This window comes from Halorubrum kocurii JCM 14978 (genome assembly GCF_000337355.1).
Lineage (GTDB): Archaea > Halobacteriota > Halobacteria > Halobacteriales > Haloferacaceae > Halorubrum > Halorubrum kocurii.
The window spans coordinates 145,141-167,578 of the sequence record NZ_AOJH01000027.1 but is presented as its reverse complement, the minus strand read 5'-3'; the positions used below and the strand labels follow the sequence as shown (position 1 = coordinate 167,578).

Sequence of the window (22,438 nt, the reverse complement as noted above, 5' to 3'; positions counted from 1 at the left end):
TGGCGCGAGCGTCTGCACGAACTCCGTCTCCGCCTTCTCCGCGGGCGACTCCTCGGGGAGCTCGTCGTCGCACATCCGGGTGTTCTCCAACAGGAGCACCTCGCCGGCGTCGAGCGCGTCGACCGCCGCCAGCGCCTCGTCGCCGTAGGTGTCCGCGACGAACGCGACGTCGCGACCGACGTGCTCGGCGAGGATCTCGGCGTGTCCCGCGAGCGACGTGAAGTCGTCGCGACCCGGTCGCCCCTGATGGGCCATGAGCACGACGCGATGGCCGGCGTCCGCGAGCTCGCGGACCGTCTCCGCGTGGCGCTCGAAGCGGCGGTTGTCCTGCGGTTCTCCGTCCTCGATCGGGGAGTTGAGGTCGAGCCGAACGAGGACGCGCGAGTCTGCCGGGAGGTCGTCGATGGTGTCGAACGTGGCCATGAGTGAACGGTCGTCGATGAGATATTTAAGGAGTGGTTCTCCGGGGGAACGTTGCCGGCGGAAGCGTCGGGCGCGGTGGCGGCGTCCCGAGAGGGAACCGGCCGTGGTCAGCCGCTTACGCCTCGTCCTGGACGTACGCGGCCATGTCGAGCATCCGGTTCGAGAAGCCGTACTCGTTGTCGTACCAGGTGAGGATCTTCAGGAGCTTCCCGCCGGCGATGACGTTCGTCGACTGCAGGTCGACGTAGCTGGAGAAGGGGAGCCCGACGATGTCGCTGGAGACGACTTCGTCGTCGGTGTAGCCGAGCACGCCCGCGAGCGGGCCGGAGTCGGCGGCGTCACGGAAGGCGGCGTTGACCTCCTCCGCGGTGACGGTCTCGTCGAGGCTCACGACGAACTCCGTGAGGGAGCCGGACGGGACCGGGACGCGCATCGCCATCCCGTCGATCTTGCCGTCGAGCTGCGGGAGGACCTCCTGAGCGGCGCCCGCGGCGCCCGTCGAGGTCGGCACGATGTTCTCGGCGGCCGCGCGGCCGCGGCGCGTCTTCGCTTTCGGGCCGTCGATCAGGCTCTGGGAGCCGGTGTACGCGTGGACCGTGGTGAGGGTGCCGGCGTCGATGCCGAACTCCTCGTCGAGCACCTTCGCGACCGGCGTGATGGAGTTGGTCGTACAGGAGGCGTTCGAGATCACGTCGTCGCCCTCGTACTCGTCGTGGTTGACGCCGTAGACGAGCTGCTTGACCGGCTTCTCGCCCTTCGGGGGCGCCGAGATGATCACGGTGTCCGCGCCGCCCTTGAGGTGCGCGCTCGCGTCCTCGCGGGTGCGGAACACGCCCGTACACTCCAAGGCGACATCCACGTCGAGCTCGTCCCACGGGAGGTCGGCGGGGTCCTGCACGTTGTACAGGTCGACCGCGGTACCGCCGATGGTCAGCGCGTCGCCGTCGCGCTCGACGCCGTCGAGCCGCCCCATGACGGTGTCGTACTTCGCGAGATACGCCATGTCGTCGAAGTCCATCACGTCGTTGATGCCGACGAGCTCGATGCGCGGCGACTCCAGCACCGCTCGGAACACGTTCCGCCCGATCCGACCGAACCCGTTGAGTCCCACCCGCACGACCTCGTCGTCGCTCACGTCGTCACCCGCAGCGAGGTATGATTTACTCATGTTCGAAAAAGGTGAGCGCAGATACTTAAATCCGACCGAGTCGGCGCGAGACGGTCACTATCGTTCGTATTCCTTACGTCCGGTCCGGGCTCAGTGCGGCGGTTCCGTGACTCGGTCGGCTCCGGCGGGCCCCGACGGACCCCGACTGCGAGGACCGTGAGCGGACGACCGAGACGGCGTCGAGGCGGGGAGGGAGACGCCACGTACCGTCCGTAGGGCTCCGAGCGGCGGCGAAGACGGTCATGGACAGAAGGCTTATCGGGGTTACCACCCTCACGTGAGGTATGGATAGAGACGACCGTGACGATCCGTTCGGGGACTTCTTCGAGGAGATCGAACGGATGATGAACGAGATGGCCAACGGGAACCCCGGTAGCGAGGACGCCGGCTTCGGCTCGGCGACGCACGTGGACGCGTACACGACCGACGACGGCGTGCGACTCGTCGCCGACCTCCCGGCCGTCTCGAAGGAGGAGCTCTCCCTGCAGTGCGACGGGGAGGCGCTCACCATCTCCGCGGCGTCCGACCGGCGGGAGTACGACGAGACGGTGGAGCTCCCCGTTCCGGTCGACGAGCACTCGGCGGACGCGACGTTCAACAACGGCGTGCTGGAGGTCGTGTTCGACCGCGACGACGACTCCGCCTCGATCGACCTGGAGTAGCCGCGTCCCCTTTTACCCGGTCGCAGCGGTCCGCTCGATCAGCGCCGCGAGCCGGTCGTAGAAGCCGGGCTCGTACTTGGTCGCGGCGTCGACCGTCGGGCGCGCGTTCGTCTCGTTGACCACCAGCCGTCCGTCGGCCGCCAGTAGATCGACGCCGAGGTAGTCGATTCCGAGCGTTTCGGCCGTTCGTTCGGCCAGTTCGCGGGCGCGGTCTGGGAGGTCGACGCCCGTCGCCTCGGCGCCGCGGTGGACATTGTGCTTCCAGCGCCCCGCCGCGACCGCGTCCGCAGGGAGCGCCCGTTCGACCGCGCCGGCGTACGCGCCGTCGACGACCATCGCCCGATAGTCGCGCGCGTCCGGGAGGAACTCCTGGATCAGGTACGACTTGTCGCCGGTCGCGCGGTAGTCGTGGACGAGGTTCAGGTAGTCGACGACGCCCAGAAGCGAGTCGAGGTCGGTCGCGGTCGCGACGCCGACCCCGCGGGTCGCGGAGTTGGGCTTGACGACCACCGGGTAGGAGAGCGGTTCGACGGCCTCGGTGACGACCGCCTCGTCGACGGGGTTCGACACCATGGTCGTCCGCGGCGTCGGGAGCCCGGCGTCGTCGAGCGCGGCGAGCACGCCCGCCTTGTTCCGGGAGGTGAGGACGGCCTCCTGGTCGTTCACCCACGGGACCGACAGCCGCGTGTCGACCACGGCGCCCTCCATGAGCCGCGACGGGTAGACGAAGCCGGCGTCGAAGCCGCTGAACTCACCGTCGGCGTCTCCTCCGACTCCGCCTCCGCCCGTCTCGTGGTCTCCGCCGCCGGAGACGCGGAGCGCCCGCTCTTTCGCCTGCACGTGGTCGACCGCGATCCCGCGGTCGGCGAGCGGCCCGCGCACGCGGTCGAACGTCTCGGCGTCGGTCGTCATCGCGAGCCGGAGCATACGCCCGCTCAGGACCGTTCGGACTTAAAAATCGCGAGGGACGCGCCGCGTCCCGCTCACTGCAGGTGGCCTTCCTCGCGGAGCTGTTCGGCCTCGCTCTTCTCGTACCGCCACGAGATGTCGCCCTTCTCGTCTTGCCAGTCCCACGGCTCGACGAGGACGATGTCGTCCTCACGGATCCAGACGCGCTTTTGCATCCGGCCGGGAATCCGCGCGGTCCGCTCTTTCCCGTCCGCACAGCGCACTCTGACCCGGTTCGCGCCGAGCATTTCGACGACCTCCGCGAACACCTCGTCGTCGTCGGGCATCCGGAGGTCGTTTCGACCGCCGCCGTCTCCGTTGCTCATGCGTACGCGGTGATACGCGCTCCCGGAAATAAAAGGGCCGCTCTCCGCTCGAAAACGCCTTTTTTAAATCTCGACGGTGGCGATCGGGAGCCATGCGCGACACCCTCGGGTCCGAAGGCATCGCCGGCGTCGTGGTCGTCCTCGTCGCGGTCGGCGTCTTGACGGTCCACGACCCGATCGTCGGCGCGGGCGTCATGATCCTGCTGGCCGGCCTCGCGCTGATCGCGAAGGGGATCGCCGACTCGACGATGCGGGCGTTCGGGCTCAAGTAGCGCCCACGTCCGTTTTCGGTGGGCATACGCGGGAGCGCACCGCGCCCCGCACCCGAAAGAGTGATATTCCGCGACCGTCGCGGCTCGGTATGGTCGACGTACCCGCGGCCGCCGTCGAACTGCTCGAACTGCTCGCCGTCGTCGTCGGCGCCGGCGCCGCGTCGGCGATCGGCGTCGTGCTCGAACGCGTCGGGGTGGACGCGGTCACCGGCGGAGACCTCGTGCTCGGCGCGTGGGCGGTCGGGATGGGCCTGCTCGCGCTGTACGTCGGGGTCGTCGCGCTCGGCTACGAGCAGGCGCTCCCCCGGATACAGCGCCTCACCGCCGGCGAGTGACCGAATCCGGCGCGGCCGTCGGATCGAGTCGGGTCACAGCGTTCCGTCCGCCGCCATCTCCCTGACCGCGGCCGCGCGCTCGCGGATCGCGGCCCACTCGGACTCGTCTTTGTCGTCGACGTGCGAGTACATCAGCCCCATCCGACCGGTTCCCCGGAGCGTCTCCTCGTTCTCCTTCAGGAAGTCCCAGTAGAGCGCGTTGAGCGGGCACGCCCCCTCGCCCGTCGTCCGCGAGACGGCGTACGGGCAGGACGCGCAGTGGTCGCTCATCCGGTTCACGTAGCTCCCCGAGGCGGCGTACGGCTTCGAGGAGAGCACGTCGGTCCCGAACGACCCCATCGCGACGACGTTCGGCGTCGTCACCCAGTGGTAGGCGTCGACGAAGCCGAGGTGGAACCACTCGTTCACGTCGGCGGGGTCGGCGCCGTAGATCAGCGCGACGTTCGAGAGGACCATCAGCCGCTCGATGTGGTGGGCGTACCCGTACTCCCGCACGTGGTCGACGGCCTCGGAGAGACACCGCATCTCCGTGTCGCCGTCCCAGTACGCCGGCGGGAGCTCTCGCGACTGGTCCAGTCGGTTGGCCTCCGCCAGCGCCGGCATCGCCTCGCGGTAGACGTGACGCATGAACTCCCGCCAGCCGATCATCTGCCTGACGAACCCCTCGGCCGCGTTGAGCGGGACCGGCGGGAGGTCGGCGTCGCCGTCGGCGCTCCCGGCCCCCTCCGCGAACGCGTCCAGCGTGGTCGCTCCCGAGCCGCCTCCCGCGGGGTCGGCGGCCGGGTCGTACGCGCCCGGCTCGACGCCGCGGTCCTCGTAGGCGGCCTCCACCGCCCGGACGGGTTCACGCGGGTCGAGGAGTCCGAGGTTGATCGCGGGCGACAACAGGGAGTGCGAGAGGAACGGCTCGCCCGTCACCATCGCGTCCTCGTACCGCCCGAACGACGGGAGCCGATCGCGGACGAACGCGTCGAGCGCCGCGCGCGCCTCCTCGCGGGTGACCGGCCACGCGAACGCGTCGAGCGAGTCGGTCCCCCACGTGTCGAACCGCTCGCGGACCCACGCGTGCGTCTCGCGGGTGAGCTCGTCCGGCTCGAAGCGCGGCCGCTCGGGCGGCTCCCAGTCGTCGGGTGGCGTCTCCCGGTTCAGGTCGTCGTAGTTCCACTCGCCGCCGACGGGGTCGTCGCCGTCCATCAACACGCCCGTCTCGCGGCGGACGTGGCGGTACCAGCCCTCCTGTCGGAACGTGCGCTCTGCGGTGCCGTCAGCGCGGACGAGCGGTTCGGGCCCGCTCTCGCTCGCGTCCCGGTCGCCCGCCCACTCCCGCCAGTCCGCCGGCGTCGTCCAGAACAGCTCGTTGTCCAGCAGTTCCAGCGAGCCGCCACGGTCCGCGACGAGCTCTCGAAGCCGATCGGCGGCCCCGTGGCTCGCGGGGCGCATGAGCCGGAGGCGGGCGTCGGGTCGGTCGTCGAGGAACTCGGCTACCCCCTCGCCGAACGAGTCGGCCCGCAGGTACGTCACGTCGTGACCGCGCTCGCGGAGGTCGTCACGGAAGTGCCGCATCGCCGAGAACACGAGCGTCAGCTTGTGGGCGTGGTACGGCTTCCGGTCGGCGAAGCCGTGCGCCTCGATAAGCAGCACCGAACCGGCGTCGGCGAGCGCGTCGAGGTCGGGGTTGAGCTGGTCTCCCAGCAGCCAGAGGACGGGTCTGTCGCTCATGGACGACCGTACGGGCGCGGGTGACGTAGGTCTGCGGGGAACTGTGAGGGTGGCCGCCGCTCGGAACACCGCCCCTTTTTATTCGCCCTCGGTGAGGGGTGTGGTATGGACGAGATACTCACGAACTGGCTACTCGGTCTGATCGCCGCCCTCCTCGCCGTGCTCGTGCTCGACTCGACCGGGGAGTCGTTCCTCGCCCCGCTCGCCCCCGTCGCGAACGTGCTCGCGCTCGTGACGTTCCTCGCGTTCGTGCTGCTGACGGGCGCGTTCCTCGTCTACACGGCGTCGTTCCGAAACGAGTGAACTGCCTCGGGGAGAGCGGTCCCCCTCCGGTGCGGGTAGTTTTTTGAGGCCACTCCGTCTGCTCGCCGTATGGAGTACACGACGCTCGGAAGCACCGGGACGACGGTCTCGAAGATCTGTCTCGGCTGCATGAGCTTCGGCGATTCGGACTGGCGCGAATGGGTCCTCGACGAGGCGGAGGGGAAGGCGCTCGTCAAGCGCGCGCTCGAACTCGGGGTGAACTTCTTCGACACCGCGAACATGTACTCGAACGGCGAGTCGGAGCGCATCCTCGGCGAGGCGCTGGAGGGTCACCGCGAAGAGAGCGTCGTCGCCACGAAGGCGTACTTCCAGATGGACGAGACGGACCCGAACTCGGGCGGCCTCTCGCGGAAGGCGATCGAACAGGAGCTCGAGAACAGCCTCGACCGCTTGGGAATGGAGACGATCGACCTGTTCCAGATCCACCGGTGGGACTACGAGACGCCGATCGAGGAGACGCTGGCCGCGCTCGACGACGCGGTCCGGCGCGGGAAGGTGCGTCACATCGGGGCCTCGTCGATGTGGGCCCACCAGTTCGCCGAGGCGCTCCACGCGAGCGACCGCGAGGGGTACGACCGGTTCGCCACCATGCAGAACCACTACAACCTCGCGTACCGCGAGGAGGAGCGCGAGACTCTCCCACTCTGTGAGCAGGAGGGGATCGGCGTGATGCCGTGGAGCCCGCTCGCGCGCGGGTATCTCACGCGCCCGCACGAGGACGTGGACGCGACACTCCGGGGAGAGACCGAAGAGCACCTCTACGAGCATCCCTACCGAGAGGGCGGCGGTCCGGCGGTCAACGAGCGCGTCGCGGAACTGGCCGACGAGAAGGGGGTAAAGATGGCCCAGATCGCGTTGGCGTGGCTGTTCCACAAAGAGTGGGTCGACACCCCCATCGTCGGGACGACCAGCGTCGAACACCTCGAAGACGCCGTCGAGGCACTCGACATCGATCTGTCCGCGTCCGACGTCGAGTGGCTGGAGGAGCCGTACGAGCCGGTCCGCGTCTCTGGCCACGAGTGAGCGGCGTCTCGGCACGCTCGGACTCCTCCGGCGCCTAAATCGTGTTATAGGAATATGTGGGAAAGCTATTTGTGTGTTACTCGTTGACATTTGTGTATGTCCAACGACACCGAGCGATCTAGCGTTCGGTCGAGCACCGAGTACGCGCGCACTCGGACGCGGTGTCCGAACTGCGGCGATCACGTTCCGGCGGCGGGCCGTGACGCGGAAACGGCGGAGTGCCCGAACTGCCACCGGCTGGTTCGGACGTGACGCCGGCGCCGGGCCGGTCTCGGAGCGCGCCTGGGCCCGTCCGCTCGACCTCCGTTTATAAACGCACCGTCGAGAGCCGGAGCAACAACCCTTTTCGGCCGGGCTACCGAACCAGTGTTCATGGCAGACGACGAGACCACCGACGCCGACGCCGCCGAGGAACAGGGCGGTAACGCCGCCGAGGAACAGGGCGGTAACGCCGCCGAGGAACAGGGCGGTAACGCCGCCGAGAACGAGGGCGACAGCGCCGCCGGAGCCGAAGGCGCCGACGCCGAGGGCGACGACGGCGAGGAGAAGTCCTTCCGCGAGCGCGTCGAGGAGATCCGCGAGCGACGCGAGCAGGAGCGCGAGGAGGGCGACCGGCCCGATCCCGAGGAGATGATGGGCGGCGGCGGGCCGCCGGGGATGGGCGGCGGCGGTGGCGGCAACCCCTTCGCGCAGATGATGTCCGGGATGATGGGCGGCGGCGGTCCCGGCGGCGCGGGCGGCCCGCCGGGGATGGGCGGCGGACCCGGCGCGCAGGGCGAGCGCGGCGGCCGCGGCGACGACGGCGGCAACGAGGAGCTCGTCCGCGAGGTGCGCCAGCTCCGCGACGAGGTCCGCGACGCCACCCGCCAGCTCCAGCGCATCGCGCAGGCGCTCGAAGACGACTGACTCGCGGCGAATCTCCGCGACCGCGGTTTCTCTCCTGCTTTTCGACGCGCGAAAGCGTCCCGCCGCGTTTAGTTATAAAGGAACGTCGCCGTCGCTCACGGTCGAGTATCTGTCAGCTCGACGTCGACGAACTGCAACACTCGCTCCCGCCGCCTCTCGGTTCCGCGTCCGTATCCACCTCGAAAAAAAAACCGCGTCGTCGACCGCTCGTTACCGGCGCCGAGTCGACCCGCCTAACACTCCGACCAGCCGCACGACTCGCACGTCTTGCAGCCCTCGGAGTAGTAGAGGTTCATGCCGCCGCACTCGGGGCACTCGGGCGACTCGCCCGCCGCGATCAGCTCCTGCATCGCGTCGTCGGCGCCGGCCGCGTCGTCCGCGGCGTCGGGGCCGTCTGCGGTGGGAGCCTCGGCCGGTGCGTCGGTCGCGGTTCCGGCGTCGACCGCGCCGCCGTCGGTCTGACTCGGCGGCTCGGCGACGCCCTCCACGTCGTCGAGGCTCTGCTGTTGGGGGATCCCCTTGTCGATCTCGTCGTCGAGGTAGCGGCGGAGCGCGGTGCCGATCGCGTCCGGGATCGACTGGATCTGCTCGCCTTTGTCCCACGCGACCTTCGGGCTCCGGGTGCCCTGCAGCTCGTCGACGATCTCCTCGGGGTCGACCCCGGAACGGAGCGCCGTCGAGATGACCTTCGCGAGCGCCTCGGTGAAGGAGTTGGTGTAGCCGCCGGAGTGACCGATGTTCGCGAACAGCTCGAACGGCAGCCCGTTGTCGTCCTCGTTGATGGTGACGTACAGCTTGCCGTAGCCCGTCTCGACGCGCTGGGTGACGCCGTTCAGGGAGTCGGGGCGCGGGCTGCGCTCGCTGTAGTCGATGCGGGGCTGCTCGCTGGCTTCGAGGAGGTCCGAGATCTCCGCGTCGATCGCCTGCTGGACGTCCTCGTTGTCGAGGAACGACTCGATGCCGCCGAACACCTCGCCGATCTGCTCGACGATGGCCTCGGCCGCCTCGCTCTCGTCGGCGAACTCCGTGTTCTTCGCGCGCGTCGTGAGCACCTGCTTCGAGCGGGTGCCGTCGCGGTAGACGGTGACGCCCTTCCCGCCGTGGTCGTAGATGTAGCGGTACACCTCTTCCATCTCCTCGGCGGTGGCGTCGTTCGGGAAGTTACACGTCTTCGAGATGGCGGAGTCGACCCCTTCCTGGCAGGCGCACTGGACCGCCGCGTGCTGCTTGCCCGAGAGGTCGCCGGTGACGACGAACAGCTCGCCGATGGCGTCCGGCACCGTCTCCAGGCCGTCCACGCCGTCGAACTCGTTGGCCGCCATCTGCTCTTGGGCCTCCTGCTTGACGGCGTCGACGTCGACGTCGTTCTCCTCTAAGGTGCGCAGGAAGTAGTCGTCGAACTCGACGAGCATCTCGTCGCCCTGCACGTCGTCGGAGACGTTCTTGTAGTAGGCGACGTTGTAGATGGGCTCGCAGCCGCCGGTGGTGTTCCCGATCATCGACGTCGTGCCCGTGGGCGCGATCGTCGTCGTGTTGTGGTTGCGGATCGGGAAGCCGTCCGCCCACTCGTCCGCGTCGAGGCCGGTGTAGTGCTCGAACCAGTCGCGGTACTCGGTGGGGTTCGCGTACTTCGAGTCCTCCCAGTCGTTGAACGTCCCGCGCTCCTGCGCGAGCTCGTGGGAGGTCTGCTTCGACGCGTGGTTGATGTGGGTCATCAGCTGGCGGGCGACCTCGTTGCCCTCCTCGGTGCCGTACTGAATGCCGAGCTGGATGTACAGCTGGGCGAGCCCCATGACCCCCAGCCCGATCTTCCGCATGTCCCGGACCTTCTGCTCGATCTTGTCGACCGGGAAGTCCGACATCGTCACGACGTTCTCGAGGAAGCGGGTGCCGTAGTCGATCCGCTCGTCGAACTCCTCGAAGTCGATCGCCTCCTCTAAGAACGCCGACATGGCGGCCTCCTTCGACGCGTACTCGTCGGCGTGCTCGTCGGACCAGACGCGCCAGTCCGGCGCGTCCTGGGCCGCGAGCGTCGAGAGGTTGATGTGGCCGAGGTTACACGCCTCATATTCTTCAAGCGGTTGTTCCCCGCAATTATGGGTTACAACTCCGTTAGCGACGAATGAGTGCGTTTCCGGCTCAGTCAGGTCGTATACCTCTTCACGTCCGTCGGGCGTAACTGCGGCTACAGTTGCGGTGAACGTCTCACTCTGCGGGCTGTACGTATACGAATCGAGATTCTCTCGAAGCTGCTCTGATTTATCATCACGGAGGAATCCAATCTCCTCAGCGAACCGCTGTTGGTTTGCTTTGGTTATCGCCAGTTCGTGTTGCGCCTTCGTGTCGTACTTCTTCGTTTCACCGTTACCATCCGGCAGCTCCCGACTCTGCGCGGGACGACGCTCTTTGTATATCCGACTCGCGATACCGAAGTTGAGAAGCAGCCGTTGGGTCTGTTTTAAGAGATCGAGTTCGGAACTCGCAAGCCGAATACTCCGTCCATTTTTACTGCTCCCTTGTACGCTTCCATCCGCGGAGAACAGCGCACGGAGGTACCCGCGCGCCATCTCCTCGCTCCCGCGCAGTACGGCCTCGGGAACCTGATGCTTCTGATCAACTAAACCGGCCTCCTCGGCGTACTCGTAGAGCCGAGTCGAGCGGATCCGCTGCTCGATGGCCTGCGTACCGCGGTAGTCATCACCTCTAGCGATCTCGTTAACACCGATCTCGTAATCGGCGTTACCGACGGGATCGCGAACAACCTCGTTCACGTCGGCTGCGAACGATTCCGAGACCTCGGCGTCCTCGTCGTAGAAGTTGAGGACGGCGCGCTCCTCTCCGGTCTTGAGATGGCCGTCACCGACCATCCAGCCGAGTACGCGACCTTCTGCTGCCGTTCCGTGCTGGCCGAAGGAGCCTTTTCGATTCTGGATATGAACCGTGTCGCCGGCGTCGAGATTTCCGGCCTCGACCCATCCATCGTCAGTCATGACGCGGTGGTCGTCGGTCAGGCGGAGCTCGTACCCCTCTTCGGTCGTGAGTTTATAAACGTCCTTCTCGCCGGTCTTGTAGACGCTGCTCGCCTCCTTGAGCGTCTCCTCGCTGAGGCGACCGTCCACGACGACGTCGCGCGAGACGCCCTGCTCGTAGAGTTCCTCGGCTTCGACGAGACCGTTTTCGGTACTGATCAGCGTGTCGCCGGTGACACAGGGGTTCGTCGCGAGGATCCGGTGGTCAGGGTTCTCCTCCACGTCGAAGGAGTGCTCCTTGTTGACGCGCTCGAGGTAGATGACCCCCGGCTCGCCGTTCTCGTGGGCGCCCTCGATCATGTCGTCCCACAGCTCCTGGGCCGGGATCGACAGCACTTCGCCGACCTCGACGTGCTCGCCGAGGCCGAACATGTCGTAGATCTCCTTCGTCTCCGGCGTCGCGACGTGCGGCTCCTCCGTGCGCGGGTTGGTGAAGGTGAACTCCTCGTCGTTGTACAGCGCTTCCATGAAGTCGTCGGTGACCCCGACGCTGATGTTGAAGTTCGAGAGGTGACCCTCGACCGCGTTGCGGAGATGTTCGGGGACCTTCCCGTCCTCGTCGATCAGCTCGCGGGCCTCCTCTAAGGCGTCCGCGAAGGAGTTGTGCGTGAAGTCGTCGGGGTCGTTCAGGCGCAGCGAGTGCGCCAGCGAGACGTCCTTGTTCTTCGCGTGGATGAACTGGATGACGTCCGGGTGCGAGACGCGCATGACGCCCATCTGGGCGCCGCGGCGCGCGCCGCCCTGCGCGATCGTCTCGCACATCTGGTCGAACGTGCGCATGAACGTGATCGGGCCGGAGGCGATGCCCCCGGTGGATCCGACGGAGTCGCCGTAGGGGCGGAGCTTCCAGAACGCGTACCCCATGCCGCCGCCGGACTGGAACACCTCGGCCGCCTCCTTGGCGGTCTGGTGGATGTCCGTGATGTCGTCGGCGGGGGAGTCGACGAAGCAGGCAGAGAGCTGCTGGAGCTCGTCGCCCGCGTTCATCAGGGTGGGCGAGTTCGGCATGAACGAGAGCTGCTCCATCCCGTCGCGGAAGCGGTCCGCGGTCGCCTCGACGTGCTCGCGCACGCTCTCGGGGAGCTCGGGGACGACCGTGTCGTACGCGAACTTGTTGACGTTGTGCGCCGTGAGCGTCGTCTCCGCGTCGTCCTCGGCCGTGGTTCCCGCGCCGAAGACCTCGGCGGCGAGCTCGTCGCGGCGCGGGTGGTCGGGCTTCAGCTGGTCGGGCGTGACCGTGACCTCGACGCCCTGGTTCTCGGCCTCGAAGACCGCCTCCGCGAGCGCGACGTTGCGCGCGACGCGGTCGAACAGCTCCTCGGGGTCCTCGATCGGCTCCCCGTCAGCGTTCTTCCGGAGGTAGCGCGCGGGCAGGATGTTGTGGTAGGCGTTGGCCGTGAGACGCTCCTCCATCGTCTCGCCCGTGGTGCGTTTGATCGGCAGTTCGAGTTCGTCGGCGGCGACGCCGTCGCTGCTCATTCGACGGCCACCCCGCTGGGTCGGTGTGAGATATGGATCATCTGTAGTGTTGGTGTACTGGCGAGGCGGGCCCTTGTACGTTCGGATGTTCGGGCCCGACAGCGTTCATGTACGATTCGTTATGCAAGTTCGTTCCGCGCGTCTGAGGCTGGATTCGGGTACGTCGGTTATGCAGGGACTCCGGACACATAAGCGTAGCCAGACCGGAGTGAAACTGATCCGCGATCGGAAAAACCGCGACAAGACAACGCCTCCCCACCGGAACAGAAGGGGGGTTGTCTCCCGAGAATTTCCGCGGGAACGGCGTGCGTCGTCGGCCCCGCAGCCGCCACACCGGTGATCGATCGTCGGGCTTTGCCGCGGTTCTCGCCACAAACCTATCAGAATCAGATAACCGAACCGGTCGACCCCGTCCCCACAAGCTTATGCCCGGCCTCGCCGTGGGCCCGGACATGACCGCATCGCTCGCCGCCTTGGCATCGTCGCTTCCCGTACAGGCCGGGCTCCTCGCCAGTCAGCCGGGACAGCTACTCGTCGCGCTGGTCGCTGTCGCGCTGATCATCATCGTCGGAAAGTTCGTGTTGAAGCTCGCGTGGCGGCTCGTCACGATCGGCATCGTCGTCGTCGCCGCGTTCTTCCTGCTGTCGACGGTCGGACTGATCTGAAACGCGAACACCGCTCCCGACCGGTTCGGAGCGACCGGCGCGGTCCGACTCCCGCTCCGATCTACTGGAACGCCGTGCCGGGTTCGGTCTCCGCGCGGTCGACCTCCGACCGCCGGAACTGCTTTTCGATCTCGTCGTAGCGCTCGCGCGTCTCGGGAGTGACGCTCGGGTTCACCTCGTCGAGCGCGTCCTCGAAGTGCTGCATCGTCACGCGGACGTTGCTCACGGACTCGCCCACCTCCTCGCGCGACACGCTGCCGATGAACTCCCGGGAGGCGTTCATGGACGCCTCGCGGGCCACCGCCTCGATGTCGGCGCCGACGTAGCCCTCGGTCTTCCGGGCGATCGCGTCGAGGTCGACGTCGTCGGCCAGCGGCTTGTCCCGGGTGTGGACCTCCAGGATCTTCCGGCGCGCGTCCTCGTCCGGCACGGGGACGTGCACGTGGCGGTCCAGCCGGCCGGGCCGGAGCAGCGCCGAGTCGATGAGGTCCGGGCGGTTCGTCGTCGCGATGACGACCACGTCCTCCAGCGACTCGAGCCCGTCGAGCTCCGTCAGCAGCTGGGAGACGACGCGCTCGCCGACGCCGGAGTCGCCGGAGTTCTTGCCGCGCTCGGTCGCGATCGAGTCGATCTCGTCGAAGAACACGATCGTCGGCGCGTTCTCGCGGGCCTTGCTGAACACCTCGCGGACGCCCTTCTCGGACTCGCCCACGAACTTGTTCAGCAGCTCGGGCCCCTTGATCGAGATGAAGTTCGACTCCGCCTCGTTGGCGACCGCCTTGGCGAGCAGGGTCTTCCCCGTGCCCGGCGGGCCGTACATCAGGACGCCCTTGGCGGCCTGCATGTCGAGCTCCTCGAACACCTCGGGGTACTCGAGCGGCCACTGGATCGTCTCGCGGAGCCGCTCTTTGGTGTCCTCCAGGCCGCCGACCTGGTCCCAGCTCACGTCGGGGACCTCGACGAACACCTCGCGCAGCGCGGAGGGTTCGATCCCCTTCATCGCCTCCTTGAAGTCGGACTCCGTGACCTGGATGGAGTTCAGCACGTCGGCGTCGATCTCGTCGCTCTCGAGGTCGATCTCGGGGCGGATGCGCCGCAGCGCGTGCATCGCCGACTCCTTCGCCAGCGACTCCAAGTCCGCGCCGACGAAGCCGTGGGTGTTGTCGGCGTACTCGTCTAAGTCGATCTCGTCGACCAGCGGCATGTTCCGCGTGTGGACCTGCAGGATCTCCTTGCGGCCGTCGCGGTCGGGGACGCCGACCTCGATCTCGCGGTCGAACCGGCCGCCGCGCCGGAGCGCGGGGTCGATCGCGTCGACGCGGTTGGTCGCGCCGATGACGACGACCTCGCCGCGCTCCTCGAGCCCGTCCATCAGCGAGAGCAGCTGGGCCACGACGCGGCGCTCCACGTCGCCGCCGGCATCCTCGCGCTTGGGCGCGATGGAGTCGAGCTCGTCCATGAAGATGATCGCGGGCGACTCATCGGACGCCTCCTCGAACACCTCACGGAGCTTCTCCTCCGACTCGCCGTAGTACTTCGACATGATCTCCGGGCCGGAGATGGTGTGGAAGTTGGCGTCGATCTCGTTGGCGACGGCCTTCGCGATCAGCGTCTTCCCGGTGCCCGGCGGCCCGTGGAGCAGAACGCCCTTCGGCGGGTCGATGCCGAGCCGCTTGAACAGCTCCGGGTGCCGCATCGGCAGCTCGATCATCTCGCGGACCTGTTCGAGCTCGCTGTCGAGCCCGCCGATGTCCTCGTAGGTGACGTCCGGGCCCTCGCTCGCCCCGTCGCCGTCGCCGCTCGGCTTGGTCAGCTCCTCGGCGGGAACCTCGGAGATCTCGATCTCGGTGTCGTCGGTGATGACGACCGTCCCCGAGGGGGTCGTCGAAGCGACCTTCATCGGCACCGCCTGCGACTGGCCGCCCATCAGGCCGAAGCCCATCGACGTGCGGATCGTCTGCCCCTCGGTCACCGGCTGCCCGGAGAGCTTGTCGCGGATGAACGGCGCGATCTGCCCGCGGACGCGGAGCTGGCTCGGGAACGCGATCGTCACGGACTCCGCCCGCGAGACGTCGACGTCCTCGACGGTCACGCGGTCGTCGATCCCGACGTTGGCCTCCTGCCGGAGGCGACCGTCGATGCGCACGATGCCGGTCCCGTCGTCCTCGGGGTAGCCGGGCCAGACGCGGGCGATCGCGGCCCCGTCCGGTCCCTCGACGCGGACGATGTCTCCGCCGGAGAGCCCGAGCTCGTCGGCGGCGACGCGGTCGATCGCCGCGAGGCGGCGCCCGGCGTCCTTCTGCTTGAGGGGCCTGACGGTGAGTTTCATCGCTGACCCTCCACGGTGATAACGCCGTTCTCGACGGCGACCGAGTCGGCCTCGCCCGGGAGGTCGAACTCCGACTCGACCGGCTCGCCGTCGCCCTCGATCACGACGATCGCGGTCTCGCCGACGGTGTCGACGGAGACGTGTTCGGCGTCGGCGCCCAGATCGGCGGCGACGACCCACCCGTCCTCGTACTCGTACCGGCGGAGCAGCGCGCCGTCGCCGGTCGATCGGGTCTGTTGGTGATTCATGCTAACTACAAGTTAGGCGCGGGTGTATTTAAATGCATCGCTGAAAACCGCATGACGTGAGATATTGTCGGCGTATCGGTTGTGTTGCGGTTCGGGGTGTTCACGCCGAACGCGAACGGGGGGACCCGACCGGAACGGCCGAACGCGCCGGCCCGCAGCGCGGGGTCGTCGCCTGCCGTGAGGCCGAGGGCGCCGGCGGTCGTCGGCCCGGCGTCGGCGGCGACCTTTATGAGCGGCGCGCGGGACCAACCGCCATGGAGCGGGTCACGCACCACGGCCGCGACACGGCCTACCGGGTCTCCGACCGCGGCGGCGACGGACCGACGGTCTGTTTCGTCCACGGCAGCGGCGGGAGCAAGGACGTCTGGAAGGCGCAGGCGCGCCTGAGCGACCGGTTCCCGGTCGTCGCGCTCGACCTCTCCGGTCACGGCGACAGCGACGATATCGACGCCGACGGCGGCGGCGGCGCGTCCGGCTCCAGGGCGCTCGCGGCGTACGCGGACGACGCGGTCGCCGTGGCGGCGGAGACGGGCGCGAGCGTCCTCTGCGGGAACTCGCTGGGCGGCGCCGTCGCGCTCCGGGTCGCCCTCGAGCGCGACCTGGCGCTGGATGGCCTCGTCCTCGCGGGCACGGGCGCGAAGCTCGCCGTCGCCGAGCCCCTCCGCGAGGCTCTCGCGACCGACTTCGACCGGGCGATCGAGCTGCTTCACGAGCCCGACCGGCTGTTCCACGACGCGCCGCCGGAGCACGTCGAACTGTCGCGCGCCGGGATGCGCGACTGCGGGCGCGCCGTCACCGAACGCGACTTCCGCGCCTGTCACGCCTTCGACGTCCGCGATCGGCTCGACGAGATCGCTGTCCCGTCGCTCGCGGTCGTCGGCGAGCACGACGAGCTCACGCCCGTGGAGTACCACGACTACCTCGCTGACCGGATCGACGACTGCGAGCGCGCGGTGATCGAGGGCGCCGCGCACCTCGCAATGCTCGAGCGACCGACGGCGTTCAACGCGGCGCTCGCGGCGTTCTGCTCGCGGATCTCGCGAGAGAAGCGTACTGACGACTGAGTCGGGGCTCGTCGGTGTCGAGACGATTTAAAAGGGTACGGCGAGCGAAGCGATCGTCCGGGGCGCGCCTCGGGACGGAGACGCGGCCCGCGTCTGGAAGCGGTCTGGACAGAACTCGACGCGATACCTCCCGACCGTCGACTGCTGTCGGTTTCGGTCTCGGATGCTCTCTGTACTCACCCCGTGTTATACGTTAACACCCGCCATTACTTAAGTCGTTCGCCGGGGCGTCCGGCCGACCGCCGTCATCCTTTTTAAATATCGGTCGCGATCGAACTGCAATGGACGGCCCCGGCTCAGGTGACGGTCCCGCCGCCGATGGCGGCCCTGCCCGCGATAACGGCCTCGACCCCGGCGACGGACCCGACGAGCGCGGCGACGCCTCGGCTCACGTCCCTTCGGACCCGGACATCAACGACCTGCTCGCGACGCTCACCGCGTTACGCGACGCCGTCGACGAGGACCACGAGCGCGAGAAGGTGCGTCAGACGATCTCGCTCGTCGAGCGGATGCCGGGGAGCTCGGCGTTCACGACCCGGATCACGAAGTACACCTCTCGCGACATGGCGGAGGCGTTCGTGGGGTCGGTCCTCTTTTCGCTCCCCCTGCTCGTGGAGGGCGGCGTCTTCGAGATCGCCGCGTGGTTCGCCGCGGCCACGGTCGGCGGCGTGCCCGTCTTCCTGGTCGCCCACGTGGGGTTCGTGCTGGTCATGACCGCCGGACTGCTCTACTTCGCCGACTTCCGGCAGATCGAGATCTCGCACCCGATCCTCGGGGTGGTCCCGCGGCGGTACGCCGGCGTGTTGTCGGTCTCCCTCCTCACCTCGGCGTTCATGCTGCTCCTGTGGGGGCGGCTCCACGAGGGCGATCCGACGGCGGGCGAGCGCGCGGGTCGCGTGCTCGTCGTGTGGGCCGCGGCCGCGTTCGGCGCCGGGCTCGGCGACATCATTCCCGGCGAGTCGCAGGGCGAAGACATCAGCGAGTTCGACCTCGACTTCGACCGCAGCGACTGAGGTCCTCAACTCCGACCGCAGCGACTGAGGTCCTCAACTCCGACCGCAGCGACTGAGGTCCGTGACGACTGCAGCGACTGGCGTCCGCGACGACTGCAGCGACTGGCGTCCGTGACGACCGCCCTCACCGAGACGAACCGACCCCCCTTTCCACACCTTTTTCGCTTCGGCGACCGTACCCGTCTTTATGTCAGCGCTACGTGACGCGCTCCGGGACCTCCCGGACGCGGTGTTTGCGGATCTGCTCGAATCCGACGAGGGCTACGTGCTCGTCGTCGACCTCCCGGGCGCCACTGCCGAGACCACCGAGGTGCTCGCCGAAGACGGCCGGATCGTCATCGAAGGGCGCCGCGAGAAGGGAGTTCCCGAGGGGTTCCGCTACGTGCGCGAGGACCGGCCGCTGTTCCTCGACGCCGAACTTCCCCTCCCCGGCGACGCGGACGGTAGCGGCGCCGACGCCGAGATGGACCGCGGGGTCCTCGAAGTGACGATCCCCAAGCGGACGGGCGGCGCCTCCCGCACGATCCCGGTCGACGAGGCCGAGGACGCCGGCGCCGACACCGAGGGAGCCGGCGACGAGACGGCGGCTGGCGACGGCGACGCCTGACGGGTGGTCACGCTGGTCAACCTCCGCGCTTACTGGCGGTTTGTCGTGGTCATGCGGCAGTTCTCGCCGCTGATCGTCGCCTACTGGCGAGACCGGAAACGGTTCTTCCTGTTCGGCCGCGGGCGCGAGGTCGACGCCGAGACGCAGCGCGAGCGCGCCGCGGTCCTCCTCGACATCCTGCTCACGCTGGGCCCGACGTTCATCAAGCTCGGGCAGATCCTCTCGACGCGACCGGACATCCTCCCGCCTGCCTACATCGAGGTGCTGGAGGGACTCCAAGACGACGTCCCGCCGGCCCCGTGGGAGGAGTCGAAGACCGTCCTCGAAGACGAGTTCGGCCCCGTCGACGAGACGTTCGACGACTTCGACCGCGAGCCGATAAGCGGCGCGAGCCTGGGCCAAGTGTACACCGCCCGCTACGAGGGGACCGACGTGGCGGTGAAGGTCCGCCGGCCGGGGATCGAGTCGCTCGTCGAGGCCGACCTCCGGACGATCCGGTGGTCGATCCCGCTGGTTCGCCGGTTCATCGGCAGCGGGCGGGCATTCTCCTTGGAGAACCTCGCTGACGAGTTCGCGAAGACGATCCGCGAGGAGATGGACTACAAGCGCGAGCGCGAGATGCTCGAGGAGATCCGCGCCAACTTCGCCGAGGAGGACCGGATCCGGATCCCCACCGCCTTCGAGGCGGTCTCCGGCCCGCGCGTGCTCACGATGGAGTACATCCCCGGAACCAAGATCAGCGACGTCGCCGCCCTCGACGAGTCGGGGATCGACCGGAACGCCATCGCCGAGACGCTCCAGGAGGTGTACCTCCAGATGATCATCGAGGACGGCGTGTTCCACGCCGACCCCCATCCGGGGAACCTCGCCGTCGACGAGTCCGGGCGAGTGATCTTCTACGACTTCGGGATGGCGGGGCGAGTGGACCCGTTCATTCAGGAGAAGATCGTCGACTTCTACGTCGCGGTCGCCCGGCAGGACATCGACGGCATCCTCGACACGCTGATCGCGATGGGCACCCTCTCGCCCGAGGCGGACCGCGAGGTGATGGGGAACGTGATGGAGTTGGCCATCGCCGACGCCAGCGGCGAGGACATCGAGCAGTACCAGGTGAACCAGATCATCGAGCAGGTGGAGTCGACCATCTACGAGTTCCCCCTCCGGCTCCCGCCGAACCTCGCGCTCGTGTTGCGCGTCGCCACCGTCGTCGAGGGGGTCTGCGTCACGCTCGACCCCGAGTTCGACTTCATCTCGACCGCGACGGAGTACCTCAAGGACGAGGGGTACTACGAGCAGACCGCGCGCGACCTCGCCGAGGACGCGGGGCGGCAGGCCCAGCGGACGGCGGAGGCGCTGTTCACGGTTCCGCCGAAGGCCGACGACTTCCTCGAGCGGGCGAACCGCGGCGACCTCCACGTCGACGTCACGATCGAGGACGACTCGAACGTCCTCGACAAGCTCGCGATGCGGATCGCCTACTCGGTGCTGCTCGCGGTCGGCGTCCTCTCCGCGACGATCCTCTACTCGTTCGCCGACGCGTGGCGGCTCGCGGGCGTCGTGCTCCTGCTCGCGGTCCCGCTTGCGATCGCGCTCTACCGCTCGTTCCGGAAGAAACGCGGACTTCGGACCACGCCCCAGTTCACCAGACAGGGCATGAAGAACCGGCGCGAGGACTGACGAACCCCGACCGGACCGGCGTCGGAGCTACCCTCGACAGATCCAGACGTCCCCGGCCGGTTCGATCGCGTACCCGCGCTCGGTGAGCCACGCGCGCAGCGCCTCGCGACGCGCGTCGGCTCCCTCGGGGCCGCCGTCGTGTACCTCGACGACCAACAGCGGGCGGTACGCGCCGATCGTTCGCTCCGCCCCGCGGAGCACGGCCCCTTCGCGTCCCTCGACGTCGATCTTGATCGCGTCCGGGGGCGGGACGGCACAGGCACGGTCGGCGGTCGTGGCGGCGTCGCGGTCGCCGCCAGCGCTGTCCTTGGCCCCGGCGACGCCGCGCCCGCCGCCGATCCCCCGGACGAGGTCGTCGAGGCGCCTGATCGGCGTCACCTCGGTTCCGGCGACCTCGGCCCCCCAGCGGGTCGCGCGGTCGCGGTCGAACGCGGAGAGCTTCGAGAAGGTCGACCGGTGAAACGACAGGGTCGCGGTCGCGTCGCCCAGTCCGGCGCGTCGGAGGTCGATCGCGCCGGCGCCGTCGGAGGCGGAGCGTTCGGCGGTGTTCCCGTCGAGACCGCGCTCGGTGTCGCCGTCGCTCACCGGCAGTCCGTTTCGTCGCGCGTTGCGGACGAGCCGATCGGCGCTCTCGCCGTTCGGCTCGACGGCGATCACGCGCCTCTCGGTGCCGAGAGCGAGCGGAATCGCGTGTTCACCGACGTGCGCCCCCGCGTCGACGACCGTCGCGTCGTCGGGGAGCGCGTCGAGCGCGGCCAGTCCGGGGTCGTCTCCGTGCGGGTTGGTCGGCTCGTAGCTCCAGTACGTCCCGGCGACGCTCCGCTTCGGCGTGGCGATTCCGATCGCGTAGGTTAGATCGGCGAGTCTGTACAACAGCCGGAATCCGACCCGCTCGACCCGCTCGCGTGCCGCGATCATCGGTCAGGAGGAGACGACTTCGATCGGGACGAGGAGGAAGCAGAGCGCCCCGACGGCGAACGTCCCGAGCCCGACGGCGAGCCGCGGCCACCCGAGCCGGTCCTCGTCGGCGGGGTTCGCGGGACCGTTGAAGGCGATCACGAGCGAGAACACGCCCCAGAACGCCCACAGCCCCACCGACTGGTCGATCCCGAACCCGCGCCAGAAGTAGAGGTACGCGGCGATCGAGAAGAGCGCGCCCGGGACCAACGCCGCGATCGTCTCCTGCCGCGGGCCGAGCATCGCCCGGACCATGTGGCCCCCGTCGAGCTGGCCGACCGGCAGGAGGTTGAGCAGGGTGAAGAACATCCCCACCCAGCCGCCGATCACCACCGGGTGGGCGGTGAGGCCCGGGTCGTCGTACGCCGTCGGCTGGCCGATGACGTCGGCGATGATTCCCAGCAGGGGCGGGTTGTTGAACCGGATCACCGACCCGGAGGCGTTCGCGAGCTCGGCCGGGACGCGGATCGGGTCGAGCGAGAGCCCGATCGCGGTGACGACGACCGTCGCGACCAGCCCCGCGATCGGGCCGGCGACGCCGATGTCGAACAGGGCCTTCCGAGAGGGCATCCGCCCCCGCATCCGAATGATGGCTCCGAGCGTCCCGAACGGGAAGATGAACGGGATGACGTACGGCAACGAGACGTCGACGCCGTGGTACCGCCCCGCGACGTAGTGGCCGAGCTCGTGGGTCATCAGAACGCCGAGCACCGCGGCCGTGAACGGCCACGCCCGAAGCATGGTCAGCGGGTTCGCGGCGATCTCCTCCCAGCCGACGTAGTACCAGCCGTACGCGCCCACGAACAGCGTCGACACGACCGTCGCCGCGAACATGGCGACGTTGACCCACGGGATCCCGTCCCGTCCCTGACCGAAGGGCGTCGCGACGACGACCTGACCGTCCTCGACGCGCTCGACGTCGACATCGTATCCGGCGTCCCGGAACTCCGGGACCAGCTTCCGCAACAGCGTGCGCTCCGGGACGTACGACTCCCCGACGTACCGAACGCGGTCGCCCTCCCGGCGAACCTCGTCGACTCGGAAGAACGTCCGGAGCGCTTCCGGACGCGGAACGTCGGACGCTCCCGACGGCTCCCCGTCCTCGTGTTCTGACATCGTCTGTGGTAACTGGTCGGTGAGTATAAACCCCGCGTCGGGCGAAGCGCGCGCCTCGATCGCTGCGGAGGGCAGTCAGCGGGGAACCGAGGACGGAGGAGCCGCACCTCGGGGGGAAGCGGGGATCGGGAAGGGGAACCGCCGTCTC

The 22,438-nt window shown here is 68.4% G+C and carries 22 protein-coding genes; 12 read left to right on the top strand and 10 right to left on the bottom strand.

The window, feature by feature from the left end; all coding sequences use genetic code 11:
• Both pgk and gap read right to left on the bottom strand, forming a co-directional pair.
• On the bottom strand, positions 1-423 hold a 423-nt coding region (gene pgk / locus C468_RS03775), incomplete at its 3' end, for a phosphoglycerate kinase (RefSeq protein WP_008847549.1).
• A gap of 115 nt (positions 424-538) precedes the next feature.
• Positions 539-1,591, bottom strand: coding sequence for a type I glyceraldehyde-3-phosphate dehydrogenase (gene gap, locus C468_RS03770; protein WP_049911970.1), 1,053 nt, complete (start codon positions 1,589-1,591; stop codon positions 539-541).
• A 284-nt stretch (positions 1,592-1,875) separates the two neighbouring features.
• Between gap and C468_RS03765 the strand changes: the two genes are divergently transcribed.
• Positions 1,876-2,253 carry an Hsp20/alpha crystallin family protein gene (locus C468_RS03765; protein ID WP_008847547.1) on the top strand — a complete coding sequence of 126 codons (378 nt, stop codon included), beginning with the start codon at positions 1,876-1,878 and terminating at the stop codon, positions 2,251-2,253.
• Positions 2,254-2,265: 12 nt separating this feature from the next.
• Here the strand turns inward: C468_RS03765 and C468_RS03760 are convergent, their stop codons facing one another.
• Positions 2,266-3,180: an ATP-grasp domain-containing protein gene (locus tag C468_RS03760; protein ID WP_008847546.1), complete on the bottom strand. Its 915-nt coding sequence runs from the start codon at positions 3,178-3,180 to the stop codon at positions 2,266-2,268.
• 56 nt (positions 3,181-3,236) lie between these two features.
• Entirely contained in the window at positions 3,237-3,527 is a 291-nt protein-coding gene (gene eif1A, locus C468_RS03755; RefSeq protein ID WP_008847545.1) for a translation initiation factor eIF-1A, read from the bottom strand.
• Between the two features lie 92 nt (positions 3,528-3,619).
• On the opposite strand from eif1A, the gene C468_RS03750 reads away from it, so the two are divergent.
• Both C468_RS03750 and C468_RS03745 read left to right on the top strand, forming a co-directional pair.
• Positions 3,620-3,799: a DUF7470 family protein gene (locus C468_RS03750; RefSeq protein WP_008847544.1), complete on the top strand. Its 180-nt coding sequence runs from the start codon at positions 3,620-3,622 to the stop codon at positions 3,797-3,799.
• Positions 3,800-3,888: 89 nt separating this feature from the next.
• Positions 3,889-4,134, top strand: a complete 246-nt coding sequence (locus C468_RS03745) for a hypothetical protein (RefSeq protein WP_008847543.1) — start codon at positions 3,889-3,891, stop codon at positions 4,132-4,134.
• A gap of 33 nt (positions 4,135-4,167) precedes the next feature.
• Here C468_RS03745 and C468_RS03740 read toward each other — a convergent pair whose 3' ends face one another.
• Positions 4,168-5,853: a cryptochrome/photolyase family protein gene (locus C468_RS03740; protein ID WP_008847542.1), complete on the bottom strand. Its 1,686-nt coding sequence runs from the start codon at positions 5,851-5,853 to the stop codon at positions 4,168-4,170.
• Between the two features lie 105 nt (positions 5,854-5,958).
• Here C468_RS03740 and C468_RS03735 point away from each other — a divergent pair, with 105 nt between their 5' ends.
• From C468_RS03735 to C468_RS03725, 4 genes are all read left to right on the top strand, one after another.
• A complete protein-coding gene (locus C468_RS03735; RefSeq protein ID WP_008847541.1) occupies positions 5,959-6,156 on the top strand; it encodes a hypothetical protein in 198 nt (65 codons plus the stop codon).
• Between the two features lie 69 nt (positions 6,157-6,225).
• A complete protein-coding gene (locus C468_RS03730; RefSeq protein WP_008847540.1) occupies positions 6,226-7,200 on the top strand; it encodes an aldo/keto reductase in 975 nt (324 codons plus the stop codon).
• Positions 7,201-7,296: 96 nt separating this feature from the next.
• The gene (locus C468_RS18500) at positions 7,297-7,452 is read left to right on the top strand and encodes a hypothetical protein (RefSeq protein ID WP_169330895.1); all 156 of its coding nucleotides are present in this window, start codon (positions 7,297-7,299) and stop codon (positions 7,450-7,452) included.
• 120 nt (positions 7,453-7,572) lie between these two features.
• Positions 7,573-8,106, top strand: coding sequence for a hypothetical protein (locus tag C468_RS03725; protein ID WP_008847539.1), 534 nt, complete (start codon positions 7,573-7,575; stop codon positions 8,104-8,106).
• Between the two features lie 233 nt (positions 8,107-8,339).
• Here C468_RS03725 and C468_RS03720 read toward each other — a convergent pair whose 3' ends face one another.
• A complete protein-coding gene (locus tag C468_RS03720) occupies positions 8,340-12,614 on the bottom strand; it encodes an intein-containing adenosylcobalamin-dependent ribonucleoside-diphosphate reductase (protein ID WP_008847538.1) in 4,275 nt (1,424 codons plus the stop codon).
• A 425-nt stretch (positions 12,615-13,039) separates the two neighbouring features.
• On the opposite strand from C468_RS03720, the gene C468_RS03715 reads away from it, so the two are divergent.
• The gene (locus C468_RS03715; RefSeq protein WP_008847537.1) at positions 13,040-13,279 is read left to right on the top strand and encodes a hypothetical protein; all 240 of its coding nucleotides are present in this window, start codon (positions 13,040-13,042) and stop codon (positions 13,277-13,279) included.
• A 61-nt stretch (positions 13,280-13,340) separates the two neighbouring features.
• Here C468_RS03715 and C468_RS03710 read toward each other — a convergent pair whose 3' ends face one another.
• A complete protein-coding gene (locus tag C468_RS03710; RefSeq protein ID WP_008847536.1) occupies positions 13,341-15,608 on the bottom strand; it encodes a CDC48 family AAA ATPase in 2,268 nt (755 codons plus the stop codon).
• Positions 15,605-15,856: a DUF7127 family protein gene (locus C468_RS03705; RefSeq protein WP_008847535.1), complete on the bottom strand. Its 252-nt coding sequence runs from the start codon at positions 15,854-15,856 to the stop codon at positions 15,605-15,607. Before C468_RS03705 ends, C468_RS03710 begins: the two co-directional genes overlap by 4 nt.
• Positions 15,857-16,110: 254 nt before the next feature.
• Here C468_RS03705 and C468_RS03700 point away from each other — a divergent pair, with 254 nt between their 5' ends.
• The 4 genes from C468_RS03700 (at position 16,111) to C468_RS03685 (ending at position 20,217) form a co-directional block, all read left to right on the top strand.
• A complete protein-coding gene (locus tag C468_RS03700; RefSeq protein WP_008847534.1) occupies positions 16,111-16,920 on the top strand; it encodes an alpha/beta fold hydrolase in 810 nt (269 codons plus the stop codon).
• Between the two features lie 281 nt (positions 16,921-17,201).
• The gene (locus tag C468_RS03695; RefSeq protein WP_008847533.1) at positions 17,202-17,933 is read left to right on the top strand and encodes a DUF2391 family protein; all 732 of its coding nucleotides are present in this window, start codon (positions 17,202-17,204) and stop codon (positions 17,931-17,933) included.
• A 187-nt stretch (positions 17,934-18,120) separates the two neighbouring features.
• On the top strand, positions 18,121-18,540 hold the full coding sequence (locus tag C468_RS03690; protein WP_008847532.1) for an Hsp20/alpha crystallin family protein: 420 nt from the start codon (positions 18,121-18,123) through the stop codon (positions 18,538-18,540).
• A gap of 3 nt (positions 18,541-18,543) precedes the next feature.
• Complete coding sequence (locus tag C468_RS03685; protein ID WP_008847531.1) at positions 18,544-20,217, top strand: ABC1 kinase family protein; 1,674 nt, start codon at positions 18,544-18,546, stop codon at positions 20,215-20,217.
• Positions 20,218-20,244: 27 nt separating this feature from the next.
• Here C468_RS03685 and C468_RS03680 read toward each other — a convergent pair whose 3' ends face one another.
• Together C468_RS03680 and C468_RS03675 are read right to left on the bottom strand one after the other, a co-directional pair.
• Complete coding sequence (locus C468_RS03680; protein WP_008847530.1) at positions 20,245-21,135, bottom strand: FkbM family methyltransferase; 891 nt, start codon at positions 21,133-21,135, stop codon at positions 20,245-20,247.
• A 3-nt stretch (positions 21,136-21,138) separates the two neighbouring features.
• Positions 21,139-22,290: a site-2 protease family protein gene (locus C468_RS03675; RefSeq protein WP_008847529.1), complete on the bottom strand. Its 1,152-nt coding sequence runs from the start codon at positions 22,288-22,290 to the stop codon at positions 21,139-21,141.
• Positions 22,291-22,438 lie beyond the last annotated feature (148 nt).